A 16,361-nucleotide genomic window follows, 5' to 3' on the forward strand; every position below is an offset into this window, starting at 1 on the left:
GCTGCGGCGTCGGTTGAGCGAGGGATCGATCAGTACCGCTCGACGGCAGGCGGTGCGACGTACGAGGAGCCGGAGAGACCCAGCGTCGCCTCGTAGATCTTCTTGTACGTGCCGTCCTTGACGTGCTTCTCGATCGAGCTGTCGATGAAGTCGCGCAGCGCCTTGTCGCTCTTGCTCAGGCCGACACCGTAGGGCTCTTCGGTGAAGGGCTTGCCGATCACCTTCAGCCTCTTCGGGTTCTGCGCGGCGTATCCCTTGAGGATCGCGTCGTCGGTGGTGACCGCGTCCACCTGCTTGGTCAGCAGCTCCTGCACACAGTCCGAGTACTTGGCCAGCTCGGTGGTCTTGGCCCCGTACTTCGGCTTCTTGATCTCGGTGAGTGGGGTGGAGCCCTTGATCGAGCAGACCTTCTTGCCCTTCAGGGTCTCGGGCCCGGTGATGCCCGTCTCGTCCTTGCGGACCAGCAGATCGGCGCCTGCCTTGTAATAGGGGCCGGCGAACCCGACGAGCTTCTTGCGCTCGTCGTTGATCGTGTACGTACCGACGAAATAGTCGACCTGGCCCTTGGAGATGGCCGTCTCACGGATGCCGGAGTCCACCGTCTTCCACTCGATCTGGTCCTTGCTGAAGCCGAGGTCGGCCGCGATCATCCGGGCGAGCTCGACGTCGAAACCGGAGCGCTCCTTGGTCGACTGGTCCTCGAAGCCGAGGTACGGCTGGTCGGCCTTGGCGCCGATGACCAGCTTGCCGCGCTTCTTGGCGTTCTTGAACGTGGCCGAGTCCAGCGAAACATTCTTGGCAACGGTGTACGTCGGCAGCTTGGGCGCGTCCGCGCCGCCGGGCGCTGCGGACTGCTTGTCACCGGCAGAGCCGGATTTGCCGCCGCAGGCGGTTCCGGTCAGCGCGAGCACGGCGATCACCGCGGTGGCGGCGGACTTACGGAACTTCATCGTGAACATCCTCTATTTCGGCAGACGTGGGACGTCGTTTTCGTCAGTGGTGCAGGATCTTCGACAGGAAGTCCTTGGCCCGGTCACTGCGCGGGTTGCTGAAGAACTGGTCGGGCACGGCCTCTTCGATGATCTTTCCGTCGGCCATGAAGACGACCCGGTTGGCGGCCGAGCGGGCGAAGCCCATTTCGTGCGTCACCACCACCATGGTCATGCCGTCACGGGCCAGTTGCTGCATGACCTCGAGGACCTCGTTGATCATCTCGGGGTCCAGCGCCGAAGTCGGCTCGTCGAAGAGCATGACCTTGGGGTCCATCGCCAACGCCCGTGCGATGGCGACACGTTGCTGCTGGCCGCCGGAGAGCTGCGCCGGGTACTTGTCCGCCTGCGTTCCGACACCCACCCGGTCGAGCAGCGAACGTGCCTTGTCCTCCGCGGCCTTCTTCTCGGTCTTGCGCACCTTGACCTGGCCCAGCATGACGTTCTGCAGGACCGTCTTGTGTGCGAAGAGGTTGAACGACTGGAAGACCATGCCGACGTCGGCGCGCAGCCGGGCGAGCTCCTTGCCCTCCTGGGGAAGCGGCTTTCCGTCGATCGAGATCGAGCCCGAGTCGATCGTCTCCAGGCGGTTGATGGTGCGGCACAGTGTGGACTTGCCGGAGCCGGAGGGCCCGATGACGACCACGACCTCGCCGCGGGCGATGATCAGGTCGATGTCCTGGAGCACGTGCAGCGCGCCGAAGTGCTTGTTGACGTTGCTCAGCACGACCAGATCGTCCGTCGTCGAGGCTGCTTCCTCGGCGGGCTTGGTCATGGGCACTTTGCTCATCGGCTGTTCGCTCCGTCCTCCTCGGCTGCTAGGGCAGTCGTGGTTCAAAGGACAGTAGTAAGCCGTACGACCAGCGTCATTACATCTGAGCGGGAATTGAGCATCACGATCCGGTAGCGCCCCGATACGCTCCGGATACCGCGCGTGAACATGGTCCTGATCGGAGTACCGGGTGCATAACGGAACCCCCGTGGCAGGAGGAAGTCCTTGACTGGTGCGCCGGCTATCGGCGTGGATGCCCTGGTACCCGTGAAACGCGGGTACGGGCGCGATGTGCACCGCACAACGGGAGGGGGGCCATGAGACTGCTGCTGGTGGAGGACGACAACCATGTGGCCGCCGCGCTCTCCGCGATACTGGCCAGGCACGGCTTCGGGGTCGTGCATGCCCGGAGCGGTGAAGAGGCGCTGCGCGCCCTGCTTCCCGACGACGAGGAGCCCTTCGGGGTCATCCTGCTCGATCTCGGGCTGCCGGACCAGGACGGATACGAGGTGTGCGGGAAGATCCGCAAGCGGACGACGACCCCAGTGATCATGGTGACCGCCCGGGCCGACGTGCGCTCCCGGATCCATGGGCTGAACCTCGGCGCCGACGATTACGTGGTCAAGCCGTACGACACCGGGGAGCTCCTCGCACGTATCCATGCGGTCAGCCGGCGCACGGCCTCCGGCGAGGACACCGGAGCGACCCCCGCGGTCGCGCTGCACCTCGGACCGGTCGAGATCCAGCTGCCCACCCGGCGCGTCAGCGTCGGGGGTACCGAGATCCAGCTCACCCGCAAGGAGTTCGATCTGCTCGCGCTGCTGGCCCAGCGCCCGGGTGTGGTCTTCCGCAGGGAGCAGATCATCAGTGAGGTGTGGCAGACCAGTTGGGAAGGGACCGGTCGCACCCTCGAGGTGCACGTCGCCTCGCTGCGCTCGAAGCTGCACCTGCCCGCGCTGATCGAGACCGTGCGGGGTGTCGGTTACCGGCTCGTCGTCCCGGCCGCTGCCTGAGACGCGTCACCTCCCGTGCGCGCCAGGCTGCTTCCGCTGCTCATCGTCCTGATGGCCGGTGTGCTGCTCGCGCTCGGCTTCCCGCTCGCGCTGAGCCTCGCCGAGGCCCGTCAGCAGAAGGTGATCGTCGACCGGCTCGACGACACCGCGCGGATCGCGGCCGAGGCACAGTTCGTCACCGAGATCCCGGCCAGTGAGGCCGAGCGGCACAGCACCCTCCAGAACGAACTCGCCCGCTACGACACGGTGTACGGAATTCGGGCCGGCGTCTTCTACCGGGACGGCCGGGCCATGGCGGCGGCCCCGCGTTCCTGGGCCGTGCCCGCCGTGGGTGAAGGCCGGCAAGCCTTTCAGGAGGCGCTCGCGGGGCGGCGCAGCAGGGACCCCTCGCAGGTCTGGCCCTGGCAGCGCGGCCGGCTGGTCGTCGCGTCGCCCGTGGTCAGGAACGGCGACGTGATCGCGGTGGTGGTCACCGACTCGCCCACCGGCCAGCTGCGTTCGCGGATCGTGCGCGGCTGGCTGCTGATCGCCGCGGGGGAGACCGCGGCGATGCTGCTCGCGGTGGGCGCCGCCATCCGGCTCACCGGGTGGGTGCTGCTTCCGGTGCGGACGCTGGACGCGGCCACCCATGGCATCGCGACCGGACGGATGAAGTCCCGGGTCGCACCCGGCGGGGGCCCGCCCGAACTCCGCCGGCTGGCCCGTTCGTTCAACGAGATGGCCGACAACGTCGAGGATGTGCTGGAACAGCAGCGCGCCTTCGTGGCCGATGCGTCGCACCAGCTGCGCAACCCGTTGGCCGCGCTGCTGCTGAGGATCGAGCTGCTCGCCTTCGAACTCCCCGAGGACAACGCGGAGATCGCCTCGGTACGCACGGAGGGGAAACGTCTTGCCGAAGTGCTCGACGACCTCCTCGATCTGGCACTGGCCGAACACACCGATGCGGAACTCCGTCTCACCGATGTCGCCGAACTGTCCCTCGAGCGGGTCGCCGCCTGGCGTCCGCTCGCCGAGGGCAGGGGCGTCCGCCTCACCCAGGACGGCGCAGCAGCGGTCACCGCCTGGGTGGATCCGGTGGCGCTCTCCAGCGCGCTGGACGCGGTGATCGACAACGCGCTGAAGTTCACCCCGGAGGGCGAGCAGGTCACCGTCACGGTCTCCGCGCACGGCGCCACGTCCCGAATCGCTGTCGCCGACGGCGGACCGGGGCTGAGCCAGGACGAGCTCGGCCGGATCGGCGACCGCTTCTGGCGCAGCAATCGCCATCAGAACGTCAAGGGGTCCGGCCTGGGGCTGTCCATCTCGCGGAGCCTGCTGACTGCGGGCGGGGGCTCGCTGAGCTATGAGCAGAACGAGCCGCACGGGCTCCGGGTGACGGTCACCGTGCCACGCACCTCGCCGGGCTCCTGAGGGCTGTCCCGGCGAGCCGCCCGGCTATGGCTTGACCGACCGGTAGTAGCGCCTGGCGCCCTCGTGCAGCTGCAGCGGGTCCGTGTAGATCGCGGTCCGTACGTCCACCAGCTGCGCCGCGTGCACCTGGCGGCCTATCCGGTCGCGGCTGCGGATGACGCTGCGGGTGAAGCCCTCGGTCAGCTCCGGGCCCTCCCGGTCGGTCGTGACCAGCACATTGGCAACCGCGACGGTCGACACCGGACCATTGTTCCGCGCCTCGCGGTAGGCGTCGCCGGGGATCACCGCCGCGCGGTAGTACCGGGTGTTCCCGCCGCCCGCGTGCAGCCGGGTCACCAGGTCGTCGAGGGGGACGAGCCGGATCGGATGACGTGAGGCCAGGTCGTGTACCGCGTCGGTCGGCAGGCCACCCGACCAGAAGAAGGCGTCGATCTTGCCGGCGTCCAGCAGCGCGGGACCGGTGTCGATCCCGGCCGGCACCGCGGTGATGTCCTTCTGCGGGTCCAGCCCGGCAGCCCGCAGTACGCGATCCGCTATCAGCCGTACCCCGGAGCCCGGCTGCCCCACGGCCACCCGCTTGTGTCGCAGGTCGCCGGCCCGCTGCACTGCGGAGCCGTCGTCCACGACGAGCTGCACATAGTCGTCGTACAACCGGGCACAGCCGCGCAGCCGGTCCGCTCCGGGCCTGCCGTCGGCGATGTACTGGGCGATCGCGTCGGCGGTGGCGATGGTGAAGTCCGCCTTGCCGGTCGCCACCCTGGCCAGGTTCTGCTGGGAACCCTCGCTCGGCTGCAGATCGATCGACACCCCGGGCAGGTCGTGTGCGAGCGTCGGTTTGAGCAGCTTCCCGTAAAGCTGGTAGACCCCGGTGCGCACCCCCGTGCTGAAGGTGACCGACCCGCGCGGGGCCGACTGGCCGACGGGCAACAGCCACCACATCAGCAGCCCCAGGACCACCAGCGCGGCCGCGGAGCCCTGCAGGGCGCGCCGGCGGCTGAGGTGGGACAGCAGAGTGCACATGCGCGCGATCCTGCCAGTTCGTTGCCCCCGAGGAACAGGGGGTGCCGCTGCCCGTACCCTGGTATGCGATATGAGCGCCAAGACTTACGAAGTGAAGACGTACGGCTGCCAGATGAATGTGCACGACAGCGAACGGCTGTCGGGCCTCCTGGAGGATGCCGGATATGTCCGCGCGCCCGAGGGCGCCGACGGGGATGCCGATGTGGTCGTCTTCAACACCTGCGCGGTGCGGGAGAACGCTGACAACAAGCTGTACGGCAACCTCGGCAGGCTCGCCCCCATGAAGACCAAGCGACCCGGTATGCAGATCGCCGTCGGTGGGTGTCTGGCGCAGAAGGACCGCGACACCATCGTCCAGCGGGCGCCCTGGGTGGATGTGGTGTTCGGTACGCACAACATCGGCAAGCTGCCGGTACTGCTGGAGCGTGCCCGCGTCCAGGAGGAGGCACAGGTCGAGATCGCCGAATCCCTGGAGGCCTTCCCGTCGACGCTGCCGACGCGACGGGAGAGCGCGTACGCGGCCTGGGTGTCGATCTCCGTCGGATGCAACAACACCTGCACCTTCTGTATCGTTCCGGCGCTGCGCGGCAAGGAGAAGGACCGCCGCCCCGGCGACATCCTCGCCGAGATCGAGGCGCTGGTCGCCGAGGGCGTCTCCGAGATCACGCTGCTCGGGCAGAACGTCAACGCCTACGGCTCCGACATCGGTGACCGTGAGGCCTTCTCCAAGCTGCTGCGTGCCTGCGGTGCGATCGAGGGCCTGGAGCGCGTCCGTTTCACCTCCCCGCACCCGCGCGACTTCACCGACGACGTGATCGCGGCCATGGCCGAGACCCCGAACGTGATGCCGCAACTGCACATGCCGATGCAGTCGGGGTCGGACGCCATTCTCAAGGCGATGCGCCGTTCGTACCGGCAGGAGCGCTTCCTCGCGATCATCGAAAAGGTGCGCGCCGCGATCCCGCACGCCGCCATCTCCACCGACATCATCGTGGGCTTCCCCGGCGAGACCGAGGAGGACTTCCAGCAGACGATGCACGCGGTCCGCGAGGCCCGTTTCGCTCAGGCATTCACCTTCCAGTACTCCAAGCGGCCCGGAACCCCCGCGGCCACCATGGAGGGCCAGGTTCCCAAGGAGGTCGTGCAGGAGCGCTACATGCGGCTCTCGGCGCTCCAGGAGGAGATCTCCTGGGCGGAGAACAAGAAGCAGGTCGGCCGCACCGTGGACGTGATGGTCGCGGAGGGCGAGGGCCGCAAGGACGGCGCCACCCACCGCTTGTCCGGGCGTGCGCCCGACAGTCGTCTGGTCCACTTCACCAAGCCGGACGCCGAGGTCCGACCGGGGGACGTGGTGACGGTCCGGATCACCTACGCGGCTCCGCACCACCTCCTCGCCGAGGGCCCGACCACAGCGGTTCGGCGCACCCGCGCCGGGGACGCCTGGCAGAAGCGGAACGCCGCCGAGGTGTCCCGGCCGGCCGGGGTGATGCTCGGACTGCCGACGATCGGTGCCCCGGCCCCGCAAGCGGCTTCGATGGCGGCCGGCAGCTGCGGCTGCGACCAGTAACGACAGCCTGCGACGGCACCTCCTGGCGGGGGCAGGCCCTGCCGGGAGGGGCGCTAGGCTGCGGATCATGCTCGTAGCCGCCGCCGTCTGTCCCTGCCCGCCGCTGCTCGTGCCGGAGGTCGCCGCGGGTGCGGCGCCGGAGCTCGACGCCGCCCGGGCCGCCTGCTTCGACGCCCTGGGCGTGCTCGCGGCGTCCCGGCCCGACCGCCTGATCGTCGTCGGTCCGGCGCCTGTCGCGGGCCGGGGGACGCATCCGCAGGGCGCCACCGGATCTTTCCGGGGCTTCGGGGTGGATCTCGAGGTGCAGTTGGGCGCTGCGGATACCGCGCCCGACCGGGAGCTGCCGCCGGCGCTGGCCGTGGGCGCCTGGCTGCTCGGTCAGGCGCACTGGGCGGGCGTACCGGTCGAGGCGCTGGGGGTCGGCGAGCCGCTGGCACCGGAGCGCTGTCGGGAAGCCGGCCGTGACCTTGCCGCATCCGCCGAGCGGCTCGCTCTCCTGGTGATGGGGGACGGCAGCGCCTGCCGCACCCTCAAGGCGCCCGGCTATCTCGATGAGCGTGCGGTCGGCTTCGACGCGGCTGCCGCCCGGGCGCTGGGCGCCGCCGACCTGCCCGCGCTCCGGGCACTGGACGCGCCGCTCGCCCACGAGCTCAAGGCCGCGGGCCGTGCGCCCTGGCAGGTCCTTGCCGGCGCCGCCGAGGGCGCCGGGCTCGGCGGCCGGCTGATGTACGAGGACGCCCCCTACGGAGTGGGTTACTTCGTCGCCGTCTGGTCCTGACGCGGGTGCCCACGAAGCATGCTGCTCCGTGGGCACCCGGGGCCGGTTGCCCGGTCAGGAAGCCGCAGGTGGCGGCGGCGTGCTGCCGCCGTCCTTGTGGGAGAGCCGGTCCAGAGCATTCTTGGCCTTGCCTGTGCCCGACTCGATCTTGTCGCTGTACTTGCCCTTGGTCTTGGAGTCGACCGTGTGCGCGGCCTTGTCCAGGCCCTGTCCGATCTTGTCCCCGTGCTGCAGGGCGAGGTCCGAGACCTTGTCCTTGGCAGGCGCGAGTTTGGCCTTCAGGTTGTCCATGAATCCCATGACGGACCTACTTCCCTCCGAACGGCGAATTACTTGCGTACGGCGTCACCGACTTCGTTGTCGGCGGCCGCGGCGACGGACTGCTGTCGCGGGATCTCCACTTCGGCGGCCGTGCCGGCCGTGCTTTCCGCACCCGGCTCGCCCGTCTCCGCCCCGGCGGTTCCGTCCGCTGCCGTCCCGACCACGAGCTCATCGGCCGTGGCTTCCGCAGTCCTTGCTTCGTCGGTCGGCTCCTCGGCAGCGGGCTTTACCTTGCGGCGAAACACTGCGAAAACACTCATATTCACTCCATAACCTACTCGGGCGGGCAACATTCCGCGCCGTCCCGGGCGCCTGATCGCGCAGACCGGGGGCCGGTGGGAAGACCGGCGGCCGGAACCTCGGAACAGAAACGAACCCGGGCAGCTGTCTGTCACCTCACTCGTTCGGGGACAGACTCCGGGGTTTGCGAGACTGGGACTGTGAAAAGTGCAGCTCCGCCAGTGCGGGTCATCGCCGTTGTCGGTCCCACCGCGGCCGGAAAGTCCGATCTGGGCGTCGCCCTCGCCCGGCATTTCGGCGGTGAGGTCGTCAATGCCGACTCCATGCAGCTCTACCGGGGGATGGACATCGGTACTGCCAAACTGACGCTCGAGGAGCGCGACGGTGTCCCGCACCATCTCCTCGACATCTGGAGCGTCACACAGGCCGCCAGCGTCGCCGAGTACCAGCGGCTCGCCCGCACGGAGATCGACCGACTGCTCGCCACAGGCCGTACGCCGGTCCTGGTCGGAGGCTCCGGGCTCTACGTCCGCGGAGCCATCGACGCGCTCGAGTTCCCGGGCACCGACCCGGAGGTCCGGGCACGCCTCGAGGAGGAACTCGTGCGGCACGGCCCCGGCGTACTGCACCGCAGGCTCGCCGCGGCCGACCCCGAGGCGGCCGTCGCCATCCTGCCCAGCAACGGCCGCCGTATCGTCCGGGCGCTGGAGGTCATCGAGATCACCGGCAAGCCGTTCACCGCCAACCTCCCCGGGCCGGACTCGGTGTACGACACCGTGCAGATCGGCGTCGACGTGGCACGCCCCGAACTGGACGAGCGCATCGCCGCCCGGGTCGAGCGGATGTGGCAGGCGGGACTGGTCGACGAGGTGCGCACGCTGCAGGAGCAGGGACTCCGCGAGGGCCGGACGGCATCGCGGGCCCTGGGCTACCAGCAGGTGCTCGCGGCACTCGCGGGAGAGTGCACCGACGAGGAGGCGCGAGCCGAGACCGTACGCGCCACTAAGCGCTTCGCGCGCCGTCAGGACTCGTGGTTCCGCCGCGATCCACGCGTGCACTGGCTGAGTGGCGCGGCCACCGACCGTGCCGGACTTCCGCAACGGGCGCTGGCGTTGGTCGAACGAGCGGTCACAGCCTGATCACGTGATGGCATCGGGACGCTCCACCCGTCATTTCCGGGCCTGCGAGCGTGCCATCATCGAGCGTCGATCGACACTCTTCGATCACCAGTGAAGTCCGAGTGGGAGGGCGCGTGGCGATGGAGGCCGGCCCTCGCGACAGTGAGCAGCGATCCCCGGACGAGGGGGTGCAGCTGAGCCCCGACGGGCCCGACGAGCAGGACGCCCCCGAAGTGACTCCGGAGGTCGAGGTCGAACTGCGTCCGCAGCGTCGACTGCGGATCTGGCAGCTCGCACCGATCGTGGTGCTGGCGGCCGTCGGGTCACTGATGTTCGCGTTCCCGCTCGCTTTCGAGCCCGACGACGGCGGCCCCGTCGTTGCCATGCTCGGCCTTCTGATCAGCTGCTGTGCCGCAGGCTGGGGCATGATGGCCGCCCGTCGGGTCGGGTACGCCTGGCCCGGCCTGCCGGCCCGCGGCTCCGGAGAGCGGCCGGACTGGCGGGTACTCGGGCTCTACGCGGTCGCCGGGTGCGTGATCGTGGCACTCGCCGTCGGGCGGGTGGCCCGGCTGCGCTGACCGGCTCCGCCGGTCCGCTTCTCAGGTGCCCGTCGGCTGCCTCCGTGTTCGCCGTGCTCACCTCGTACGATGGCGGGGTGAGCACTTCGCGGATCGCCTTCCTCAAGGGGCACGGGACCGAGAACGACTTCGTGATCATCCCCGACCCGGACAACGCCATTGCCCTGCCCGCCACCGCGGTGGTCGCCCTGTGCGACCGCCGGGCGGGCATCGGCGGCGACGGTCTCCTCCACGTGGTGCGTTCCGCGGCGCATCCCGACGCCCGGGGGATGGCCGCGGAGGCCGAGTGGTTCATGGACTACCGCAACAGCGACGGCTCCGTCGCCGAGATGTGCGGCAATGGGGTACGCGTCTTCGCCGGGTACCTCCAGCGCGCCGGCCTGGTGGCGGACGGCGATCTGGCCGTTGCGACCCGGGGCGGAGTGAAGAAGGTCCACCTCGCCAAGGACGGTGACATCACGGTCTCCATGGGCCGTGCCGGGCTCCCCGAAACCGGAGTCACCGTCACGGTCGACGGTCGCAGCTGGCCGGCCCGCAATGTCGACATGGGCAATCCGCACGCCGTTGTCTTCGTGGACGACCTGCGGCACGCCGGACCACTGCTCTCGACGCCGCCCTTCAGTCCGGCATCCGTTTACCCGGACGGGGTCAACGTCGAGTTCGTGGTGGACCGCGGTGAGCGTCACGTGGCGATGCGCGTGCATGAGCGAGGCTCCGGCGAGACCCGCTCCTGCGGTACGGGCGCCTGCGCGGTAGCCGTTGCGGCAGCCCGCAGGGACGGTACGGACCCAGCAGTCACCGGCAGCCCGGTGACCTACACGGTCGACCTTCCCGGCGGCCGGCTCCTGATCACCGAACTGCCGGACGGTGAAATCGAGATGACGGGGCCCGCGGTGATCGTCGCCGAGGGCACGCTCGACTCCTCGTTCCGCGAAGCGGCCCTCGCCTGACGGCGGAACGGCCTGCGGGCTTCGCTCGAATGGGTGATCCGTTTCACGGTGGGCGGAAGTGGCGCGGCCCTCCATGGTGGGCTCGGTAGCATCAAGCACCGGCCACGAGCGCTCACCCGCAGTCAGCCCACCGCCGGTCGACACTGCCGGAGGTGCCCATGAGTGCAGAGGCCACCAATCCCGAGGGTGTGCCCGCGGATACCCCGACGGCGGATCAGCCGGGCCGTCGGCGCGGCCGGGCCCGGATCGACCTCCGCAGACTCGGTCGCGCCGCGCTCTTCGGACCCACGTCGCGGAGTGGACTGCCCGATGCCATCGGCCATATCGCGGAGGCCCATCGTGCCCACCACCCCGAAGCCGATCTGACGGTCCTGGGCAGGGCATACGAGCTCGCCGAGTCGTCCCACCGCGGTCAGATGCGCAAGAGCGGTGAGCCGTACATCACCCATCCGCTGGCCGTGACCCTGATTCTTGCCGAACTCGGGGCGGAGACCACCACGTTGACCGCTTCGCTGCTGCACGACACCGTCGAGGACACCGATGTGACACTCGACCAGGTCGGGACGGCGTTCGGTGACGAGGTCCGCTATCTGGTCGACGGCGTGACCAAGCTGGAGAAGGTCGACTACGGAGCCGCCGCCGAGCCGGAGACCTTCCGCAAGATGCTGGTCGCCACCGGTGACGATGTCCGGGTCATGTCGATCAAACTCGCCGACCGGCTGCACAACATGCGCACCCTCTCCGTGATGCGCCCGGAGAAACAGGCCAGGATCGCCAAGGTCACCCAGGACGTACTCATTCCGCTGGCCGAGCGGCTCGGCGTGCAGGCACTCAAGACCGAACTGGAGGACCTGGCCTTCGCGATCCTCCGCCCCGAGGAGTACGAAGGCGTCCGGGCGCTGATTGCTGCCGGGACATCCGGCGCCGACCCGCTCGCAGCGATCGCCGAAGAGGCCCGGAAGGTGCTGCGGGAGTCGGACATCCCTGCCGAAGTACTCATCAGACCACGGCATTTCGTCTCGGTGCACCGAGTCCGGGCCAAGCGGGGGGAACTGCGCTCCACCGACTTCGGACGCCTCCTGGTCCTCGTCGGTGAGGATGCCGACTGCTACGCCGTGCTCGGCGAACTGCACACCTGTTTCACCCCGGTGATCTCGGAGTTCAAGGACTTCATCGCCGCACCCAAATTCAACCTGTACCAGTCACTGCACACGGCCGTGGCCGTCCCCGACGGCGCGGTCGCCGAAGTCCTCATCCGTACGCACCGGATGCACAAGGTCGCCGAAGCGGGCGTCGTCGCACTCGGCAACCCCTACGCCCCGGCGGACGGCACCCAGGCCGCCGACACCGCCGACGCCGCCGCGAACGGCGAGCGGGCCGACCCGACCCGACCCGGATGGCTCTCCCGCCTCCTCGAATGGCAGGAGTCCGCGCCCGACCCGGACACCTTCTGGAGCACGCTGCGCGCGGATCTGGCGCAGGACCGGGAGATCACCGTCTTCCGTGCGGACGGGGGCACCCTGGGGCTGCCCGCCGGAGCCAGCTGTGTGGACGCCGCATACGCGCAGCATGGCGAGGAGGCCCACCGCTGCATCGGTGCCCGGGTCAACGGACGCCTGGCCACGCTCAGTACGACGCTGAGCGACGGAGACATCGTGCAGCTGCTGCTGGCCGAGGACACTTCTTCCGGGCCCTCGCCGGAGTGGCTGGACCATGCCCGTACGGCCGCCGCGCGGATCGCGATCTCCGGCTGGCTCGCCGAACACCCGGAAGGGGCCGCGGTGGCGGATCCCGCCCCCCGGTCGGCCACATCCGCCACCGGGGGCACCGTGCGGCGAGCCACCACCGGGGCCGTGGTGGAGCTGCCGCACACCACGGTGCGGCTGGCCGGGTGCTGTACACCGGTGCCGCCCGACGCCATCACCGGTTTCGCGGTGCACGGTGGCGCCGTCACCGTGCACCGCGAAGGCTGCGCGTCGGTTGCCCGGATGCGCGCGCTGGGACGAGCCCCGGTCGGGGCGGACTGGGGCGCCACAGGTGACTGCACGGTCACCCTGGTGGCCGAGGCCTTCGGACGGCCGCAGCTGCTCGCGGACCTGACCGAGGTCATCGCCTCGGCGGGCGCCGCCGTCGTCTCGGCCACCGTGGAACCGCCCAGCGAGCAGCGGGTCAGGCACACCTACACCCTGCAACTTCCGGACGCCGCCGAACTGCCCGCACTGATGCGCACCATGCGCGACGTGGCGGGGGTGTACGACGTGAGCCGTGCCCAGCATCCGGCCACCGCCTGACACCGTTCTGAGACCCGTTCGAGTGGGGGTGGCGCGCCCCGTCCCGGTCCGCCCCGGATGTGCTGGTAGCGGTAGCGCATGCTGCACATCTTCCGGCGCCTTCGTGCCGCCCTGCCGGCGGCCGCATCGGCGGCCCTGATCACCGCTGCCCTGCCCGCCCCCGTACCCCTCGGTATCGGCGATCCGCTCTTCCCCCACCTGGGCAACCCCGGGTACGACGTCCTCACCTACGACATCGCCCTCACCTATCCCGGCCGCAACACCGAGCCACTGTCCGCGGTCACGACGATCGACGCCCTGGCCACCGCTCCCTTGCAGCGCGTCAATCTCGATTTCGCCCGCGGTACGGTGCGCTCCGTCGATGTGAACGGTGAGCGCGCGGGATTCGCCACTGCGGGCGAGGACCTGGTGGTCACACCGCACCATCGCGTACGCAGGGGCGGACGGCTGCGGATCACCGTGCGGCACACCAGCGACCCGCGCGGTGCGACGGCCGGCGGTTGGGTGCGCACCAAGGACGGCCTCGCCATGGCCAACCAGGCGGACGCAGCCCACCGGGTCTTCCCCTGCAACGACCACCCCGCGGACAAGGCATGGTTCACCTTCCGGGTGACGGCTCCACAGCGGTTGACGGTGGTGGCCAACGGGCTGCCCACCGCGCGGAGCACACAAGCGGGCCGTACCACCTGGACCTACCGGACGGTCCGTCCGATGGCCACCGAACTGGCCCAGGTGTCGATCGGGCGCTCGGCGGTGACTCACCGGGCGGGCCCGCACGGGCTGCCGCTGCGCGACGTCGTACCGGCGGCGGACCGCCGCAAGCTGGAGCCCTGGCTGAAGAAGACACCGGGGCAGCTCAGCTGGCTCGAGTCGAAGGTCGGACGCTATCCGTTCGCGACGTACGGCGTGCTCATCGCCGACACCCGCACCGGCTTCGAGCTGGAAACCCAGACGCTGTCCCTCTTCGAGCGCCGGCTCTTCACCGAGCCGCGCTTTCCGGCGTGGTACGTCGAATCGGTCATGGTGCACGAACTCGCCCACCAGTGGTTCGGGGACAGCGTCTCGCCGAACCGTTGGTCCGACCTCTGGCTCAACGAGGGACACGCCACCTGGTACGAAGCGCTGTACGCCGACGAGCACGCCGGCAAGTCGCTGGCCCGGCGCATGCACGACGCCTACCGGGACTCGGACGGTGAACGCGCCCAGGACGGCCCACCCGCCGCCCCGAAGCCTCCCGAGCCGGGGCACCAGATCAGTATCTTCCGGCCGGTCGTCTACGACGGCAGCGCCCTGGTTCTCTACGCACTGCGTCAGGAGATCGGCGCCGACGCCTTCCAGCAGGTGGAGCGCAGCTGGGTGCACGCCTACCGCTACCGCTCGGCCACCACCGCCGACTTCTCCGCCCTGGCCTCACAGATCGCCGGGCGCGACCTGTCCGGCTTCTTCCACGACTGGCTCTACGGCGAGCGGACACCCCCGATGCCCGGCCACCCGGACTGGCACAGCGTCCGGCCGAAAGCCGGGTGACGTGGCGAGCGCACCGTGCCACTATCGACGGGGTCACCGACGCTGCGGGCTCCGCGGATCTTCCCCCGGGAATCATCCGGAGCCGTCACGCGTTGTGACTGGTGAACGGAATATCTATCGGCTCGACGTAAGGATCCAATGACCTCCTCTTCTTCCCCTTCCCAGGACGCACTCGAGCAGGACGTCCTCGAGCTGGACGCCCTCGGACCCGCCCTTGAACCGGACACTCAGAGCTACAACGAGAGCCGCCGGGCCGATGCCCTGATGGAAGAGGACGTCGCCTGGAGCCACGCGATCGACGGCGAGCGTGACGGGGACCAGTACGACAGGTCGGAGCGCGCCGCGCTGCGACGGGTGGCGGGCCTGTCCACCGAGCTCGAGGACGTCACCGAGGTCGAGTACCGGCAGCTGCGCCTGGAGCGGGTGGTGCTGGTCGGCGTCTGGACCTCCGGGACCGCTCAGGATGCCGAGAACTCCCTGGCGGAGCTGGCAGCCCTGGCCGAGACGGCGGGCGCCCTCGTGCTCGACGGTGTCGTACAGCGCCGCGACAAGCCGGACCCGGCCACCTACATCGGCTCGGGCAAGGCACACGAGCTGCGTGACATCGTGCTCGAATCCGGGGCCGACACCGTGGTGTGCGACGGTGAGCTGAGCCCAGGACAGCTGATCCATCTGGAAGACGTCGTCAAGGTCAAGGTGGTCGACCGTACCGCCCTGATCCTCGACATCTTCGCCCAGCACGCCAAGTCGCGCGAGGGCAAGGCACAGGTCGCGCTCGCGCAGATGCAGTACATGCTGCCGCGGCTGCGCGGCTGGGGTCAGTCGCTCTCCCGGCAGATGGGTGGTGGCGGTTCCGGTTCGGCGGGCGGCGGCATGGCCACCCGTGGTCCCGGTGAGACCAAGATCGAGACGGACCGGCGCCGGATTCGCGAGAAGATGGCGAAGATGCGCCGGGAGATCGCGGAGATGAAGACCGGCCGCGACATCAAGCGGCAGGAGCGCAAGCGCCACAAGGTCCCGTCGGTGGCCATCGCCGGATACACCAACGCCGGCAAGTCCTCCCTGCTCAATCGGCTCACGGGGGCCGGCGTGCTGGTGGAGAACTCACTGTTCGCCACCCTGGACCCGACCGTGCGCAGGGCCGAAACGCCCGGCGGCAGGCTCTACACCCTGGCTGACACCGTCGGCTTCGTACGGCACCTGCCGCACCACCTGGTCGAGGCGTTCCGGTCCACCATGGAGGAGGTCGGCGAGTCCGACCTGATCCTTCATGTGGTGGACGGCTCGCACCCGGCTCCGGAGGAGCAGCTCGCCGCCGTGCGTGAGGTGATCAGGGATGTCGGTGCCACCGACGTGCCGGAGATCGTGGTGATCAACAAGGCGGACGCGGCCGATCCGCTCGTACTGCAGCGGCTGCTGCGCATCGAGCGGAGCGCCATCGCGGTCTCGGCTCGTTCGGGCCAGGGAATCGCGCAGCTGCTCGCGCTGATCGACGCGGAACTGCCCCGTCCGCAGGTCGAGGTCGAGGTGCTGGTTCCGTACACGCACGGCCAGTTGGTCGCCCGGGCGCACGCCGACGGCGAAGTGATCTCCGAGGAGCACACTCCGGAGGGCACGCTGCTCAAGGCACGGGTGCACGAGGAACTCGCCGCCGACCTGGCGCCCTACGTTCCGGTGGCCCACTGACCGTCGCCGCACCAGCCGAAGGCCCGCCTCCGCGTCCCATGAGTTCTTGGGTTTGCGGAGGCGGGCCTTCGGCTGTGTGGTGTGGTTATCGTCCGCTGCGG

At 69.6% G+C, this 16,361-nt stretch carries 15 protein-coding genes; 10 read left to right on the forward strand and 5 right to left on the reverse strand.

Features of this window, described 5'->3' with window-relative positions:
- Positions 1-29: 29 nt before the first annotated feature.
- Positions 30-950 (reverse strand): glutamate ABC transporter substrate-binding protein, encoded by a 921-nt coding sequence (locus AB0436_RS27115; protein ID WP_366470565.1) that lies wholly within the window; start codon positions 948-950, stop codon positions 30-32.
- A 43-nt stretch (positions 951-993) separates the two neighbouring features.
- Complete coding sequence (locus AB0436_RS27120) at positions 994-1,779, reverse strand: amino acid ABC transporter ATP-binding protein (RefSeq protein WP_366470566.1); 786 nt, start codon at positions 1,777-1,779, stop codon at positions 994-996.
- Positions 1,780-2,078: 299 nt separating this feature from the next.
- Here AB0436_RS27120 and AB0436_RS27125 point away from each other — a divergent pair, with 299 nt between their 5' ends.
- Positions 2,079-2,774, forward strand: coding sequence for a response regulator transcription factor (locus tag AB0436_RS27125; RefSeq protein WP_366470567.1), 696 nt, complete (start codon positions 2,079-2,081; stop codon positions 2,772-2,774).
- Positions 2,775-2,789: 15 nt separating this feature from the next.
- Entirely contained in the window at positions 2,790-4,184 is a 1,395-nt protein-coding gene (locus AB0436_RS27130; RefSeq protein ID WP_366470568.1) for a HAMP domain-containing sensor histidine kinase, read from the forward strand.
- Between the two features lie 24 nt (positions 4,185-4,208).
- Here the strand turns inward: AB0436_RS27130 and AB0436_RS27135 are convergent, their stop codons facing one another.
- Positions 4,209-5,204: a TAXI family TRAP transporter solute-binding subunit gene (locus tag AB0436_RS27135; RefSeq protein ID WP_366470569.1), complete on the reverse strand. Its 996-nt coding sequence runs from the start codon at positions 5,202-5,204 to the stop codon at positions 4,209-4,211.
- 70 nt (positions 5,205-5,274) lie between these two features.
- Here AB0436_RS27135 and miaB point away from each other — a divergent pair, with 70 nt between their 5' ends.
- Both miaB and AB0436_RS27145 read left to right on the forward strand, forming a co-directional pair.
- On the forward strand, positions 5,275-6,771 hold the full coding sequence (miaB, locus tag AB0436_RS27140) for a tRNA (N6-isopentenyl adenosine(37)-C2)-methylthiotransferase MiaB (protein ID WP_366470570.1): 1,497 nt from the start codon (positions 5,275-5,277) through the stop codon (positions 6,769-6,771).
- 67 nt (positions 6,772-6,838) lie between these two features.
- The gene (locus AB0436_RS27145; protein WP_366470571.1) at positions 6,839-7,549 is read left to right on the forward strand and encodes a class III extradiol dioxygenase subunit B-like domain-containing protein; all 711 of its coding nucleotides are present in this window, start codon (positions 6,839-6,841) and stop codon (positions 7,547-7,549) included.
- Positions 7,550-7,603: 54 nt separating this feature from the next.
- Here AB0436_RS27145 and AB0436_RS27150 read toward each other — a convergent pair whose 3' ends face one another.
- Both AB0436_RS27150 and AB0436_RS27155 read right to left on the reverse strand, forming a co-directional pair.
- Positions 7,604-7,849: an antitoxin gene (locus tag AB0436_RS27150; protein ID WP_366470572.1), complete on the reverse strand. Its 246-nt coding sequence runs from the start codon at positions 7,847-7,849 to the stop codon at positions 7,604-7,606.
- Between the two features lie 29 nt (positions 7,850-7,878).
- A complete protein-coding gene (locus AB0436_RS27155) occupies positions 7,879-8,130 on the reverse strand; it encodes a hypothetical protein (RefSeq protein ID WP_366470573.1) in 252 nt (83 codons plus the stop codon).
- Between the two features lie 180 nt (positions 8,131-8,310).
- Here AB0436_RS27155 and miaA point away from each other — a divergent pair, with 180 nt between their 5' ends.
- The 6 genes from miaA (at position 8,311) to hflX (ending at position 16,260) form a co-directional block, all read left to right on the forward strand.
- Entirely contained in the window at positions 8,311-9,249 is a 939-nt protein-coding gene (miaA, locus tag AB0436_RS27160; protein ID WP_366470574.1) for a tRNA (adenosine(37)-N6)-dimethylallyltransferase MiaA, read from the forward strand.
- A 119-nt stretch (positions 9,250-9,368) separates the two neighbouring features.
- Positions 9,369-9,806 (forward strand): hypothetical protein, encoded by a 438-nt coding sequence (locus AB0436_RS27165; RefSeq protein WP_366470575.1) that lies wholly within the window; start codon positions 9,369-9,371, stop codon positions 9,804-9,806.
- 77 nt (positions 9,807-9,883) lie between these two features.
- Positions 9,884-10,756, forward strand: coding sequence for a diaminopimelate epimerase (dapF, locus tag AB0436_RS27170; protein WP_366470576.1), 873 nt, complete (start codon positions 9,884-9,886; stop codon positions 10,754-10,756).
- Between the two features lie 158 nt (positions 10,757-10,914).
- Positions 10,915-13,047, forward strand: coding sequence for an HD domain-containing protein (locus AB0436_RS27175; protein WP_366470577.1), 2,133 nt, complete (start codon positions 10,915-10,917; stop codon positions 13,045-13,047).
- Positions 13,048-13,125: 78 nt separating this feature from the next.
- On the forward strand, positions 13,126-14,574 hold the full coding sequence (locus AB0436_RS27180) for a M1 family metallopeptidase (RefSeq protein WP_366470578.1): 1,449 nt from the start codon (positions 13,126-13,128) through the stop codon (positions 14,572-14,574).
- A 138-nt stretch (positions 14,575-14,712) separates the two neighbouring features.
- Positions 14,713-16,260, forward strand: coding sequence for a GTPase HflX (hflX, locus tag AB0436_RS27185; RefSeq protein ID WP_366470579.1), 1,548 nt, complete (start codon positions 14,713-14,715; stop codon positions 16,258-16,260).
- Positions 16,261-16,361: the final 101 nt, after the last annotated feature.

The organism is Streptomyces sp. NPDC051322, from assembly GCF_040689485.1.
Lineage (GTDB): Bacteria > Actinomycetota > Actinomycetes > Streptomycetales > Streptomycetaceae > Streptomyces.

Excerpts from the sequence above, each read along its gene's own strand:
- AB0436_RS27115 (WP_366470565.1), bottom strand. The coding sequence starts at position 950 with ATGAAGTTCCGTAAGTCCGCCGCCACCGCGGTGATCGCCGTGCTCGCG.
- AB0436_RS27120 (WP_366470566.1), bottom strand. The coding sequence starts at position 1,779 with ATGAGCAAAGTGCCCATGACCAAGCCCGCCGAGGAAGCAGCCTCGACG.
- AB0436_RS27125 (WP_366470567.1), top strand. The coding sequence starts at position 2,079 with ATGAGACTGCTGCTGGTGGAGGACGACAACCATGTGGCCGCCGCGCTC.
- AB0436_RS27135 (WP_366470569.1), bottom strand. The coding sequence starts at position 5,204 with ATGTGCACTCTGCTGTCCCACCTCAGCCGCCGGCGCGCCCTGCAGGGC.
- miaB (WP_366470570.1), top strand. The coding sequence starts at position 5,275 with ATGAGCGCCAAGACTTACGAAGTGAAGACGTACGGCTGCCAGATGAAT.
- AB0436_RS27145 (WP_366470571.1), top strand. The coding sequence starts at position 6,839 with ATGCTCGTAGCCGCCGCCGTCTGTCCCTGCCCGCCGCTGCTCGTGCCG.
- AB0436_RS27150 (WP_366470572.1), bottom strand. The coding sequence starts at position 7,849 with ATGGGATTCATGGACAACCTGAAGGCCAAACTCGCGCCTGCCAAGGAC.
- AB0436_RS27155 (WP_366470573.1), bottom strand. The coding sequence starts at position 8,130 with ATGAGTGTTTTCGCAGTGTTTCGCCGCAAGGTAAAGCCCGCTGCCGAG.
- AB0436_RS27165 (WP_366470575.1), top strand. The coding sequence starts at position 9,369 with ATGGAGGCCGGCCCTCGCGACAGTGAGCAGCGATCCCCGGACGAGGGG.
- AB0436_RS27175 (WP_366470577.1), top strand. The coding sequence starts at position 10,915 with ATGAGTGCAGAGGCCACCAATCCCGAGGGTGTGCCCGCGGATACCCCG.
- AB0436_RS27180 (WP_366470578.1), top strand. The coding sequence starts at position 13,126 with ATGCTGCACATCTTCCGGCGCCTTCGTGCCGCCCTGCCGGCGGCCGCA.
- hflX (WP_366470579.1), top strand. The coding sequence starts at position 14,713 with ATGACCTCCTCTTCTTCCCCTTCCCAGGACGCACTCGAGCAGGACGTC.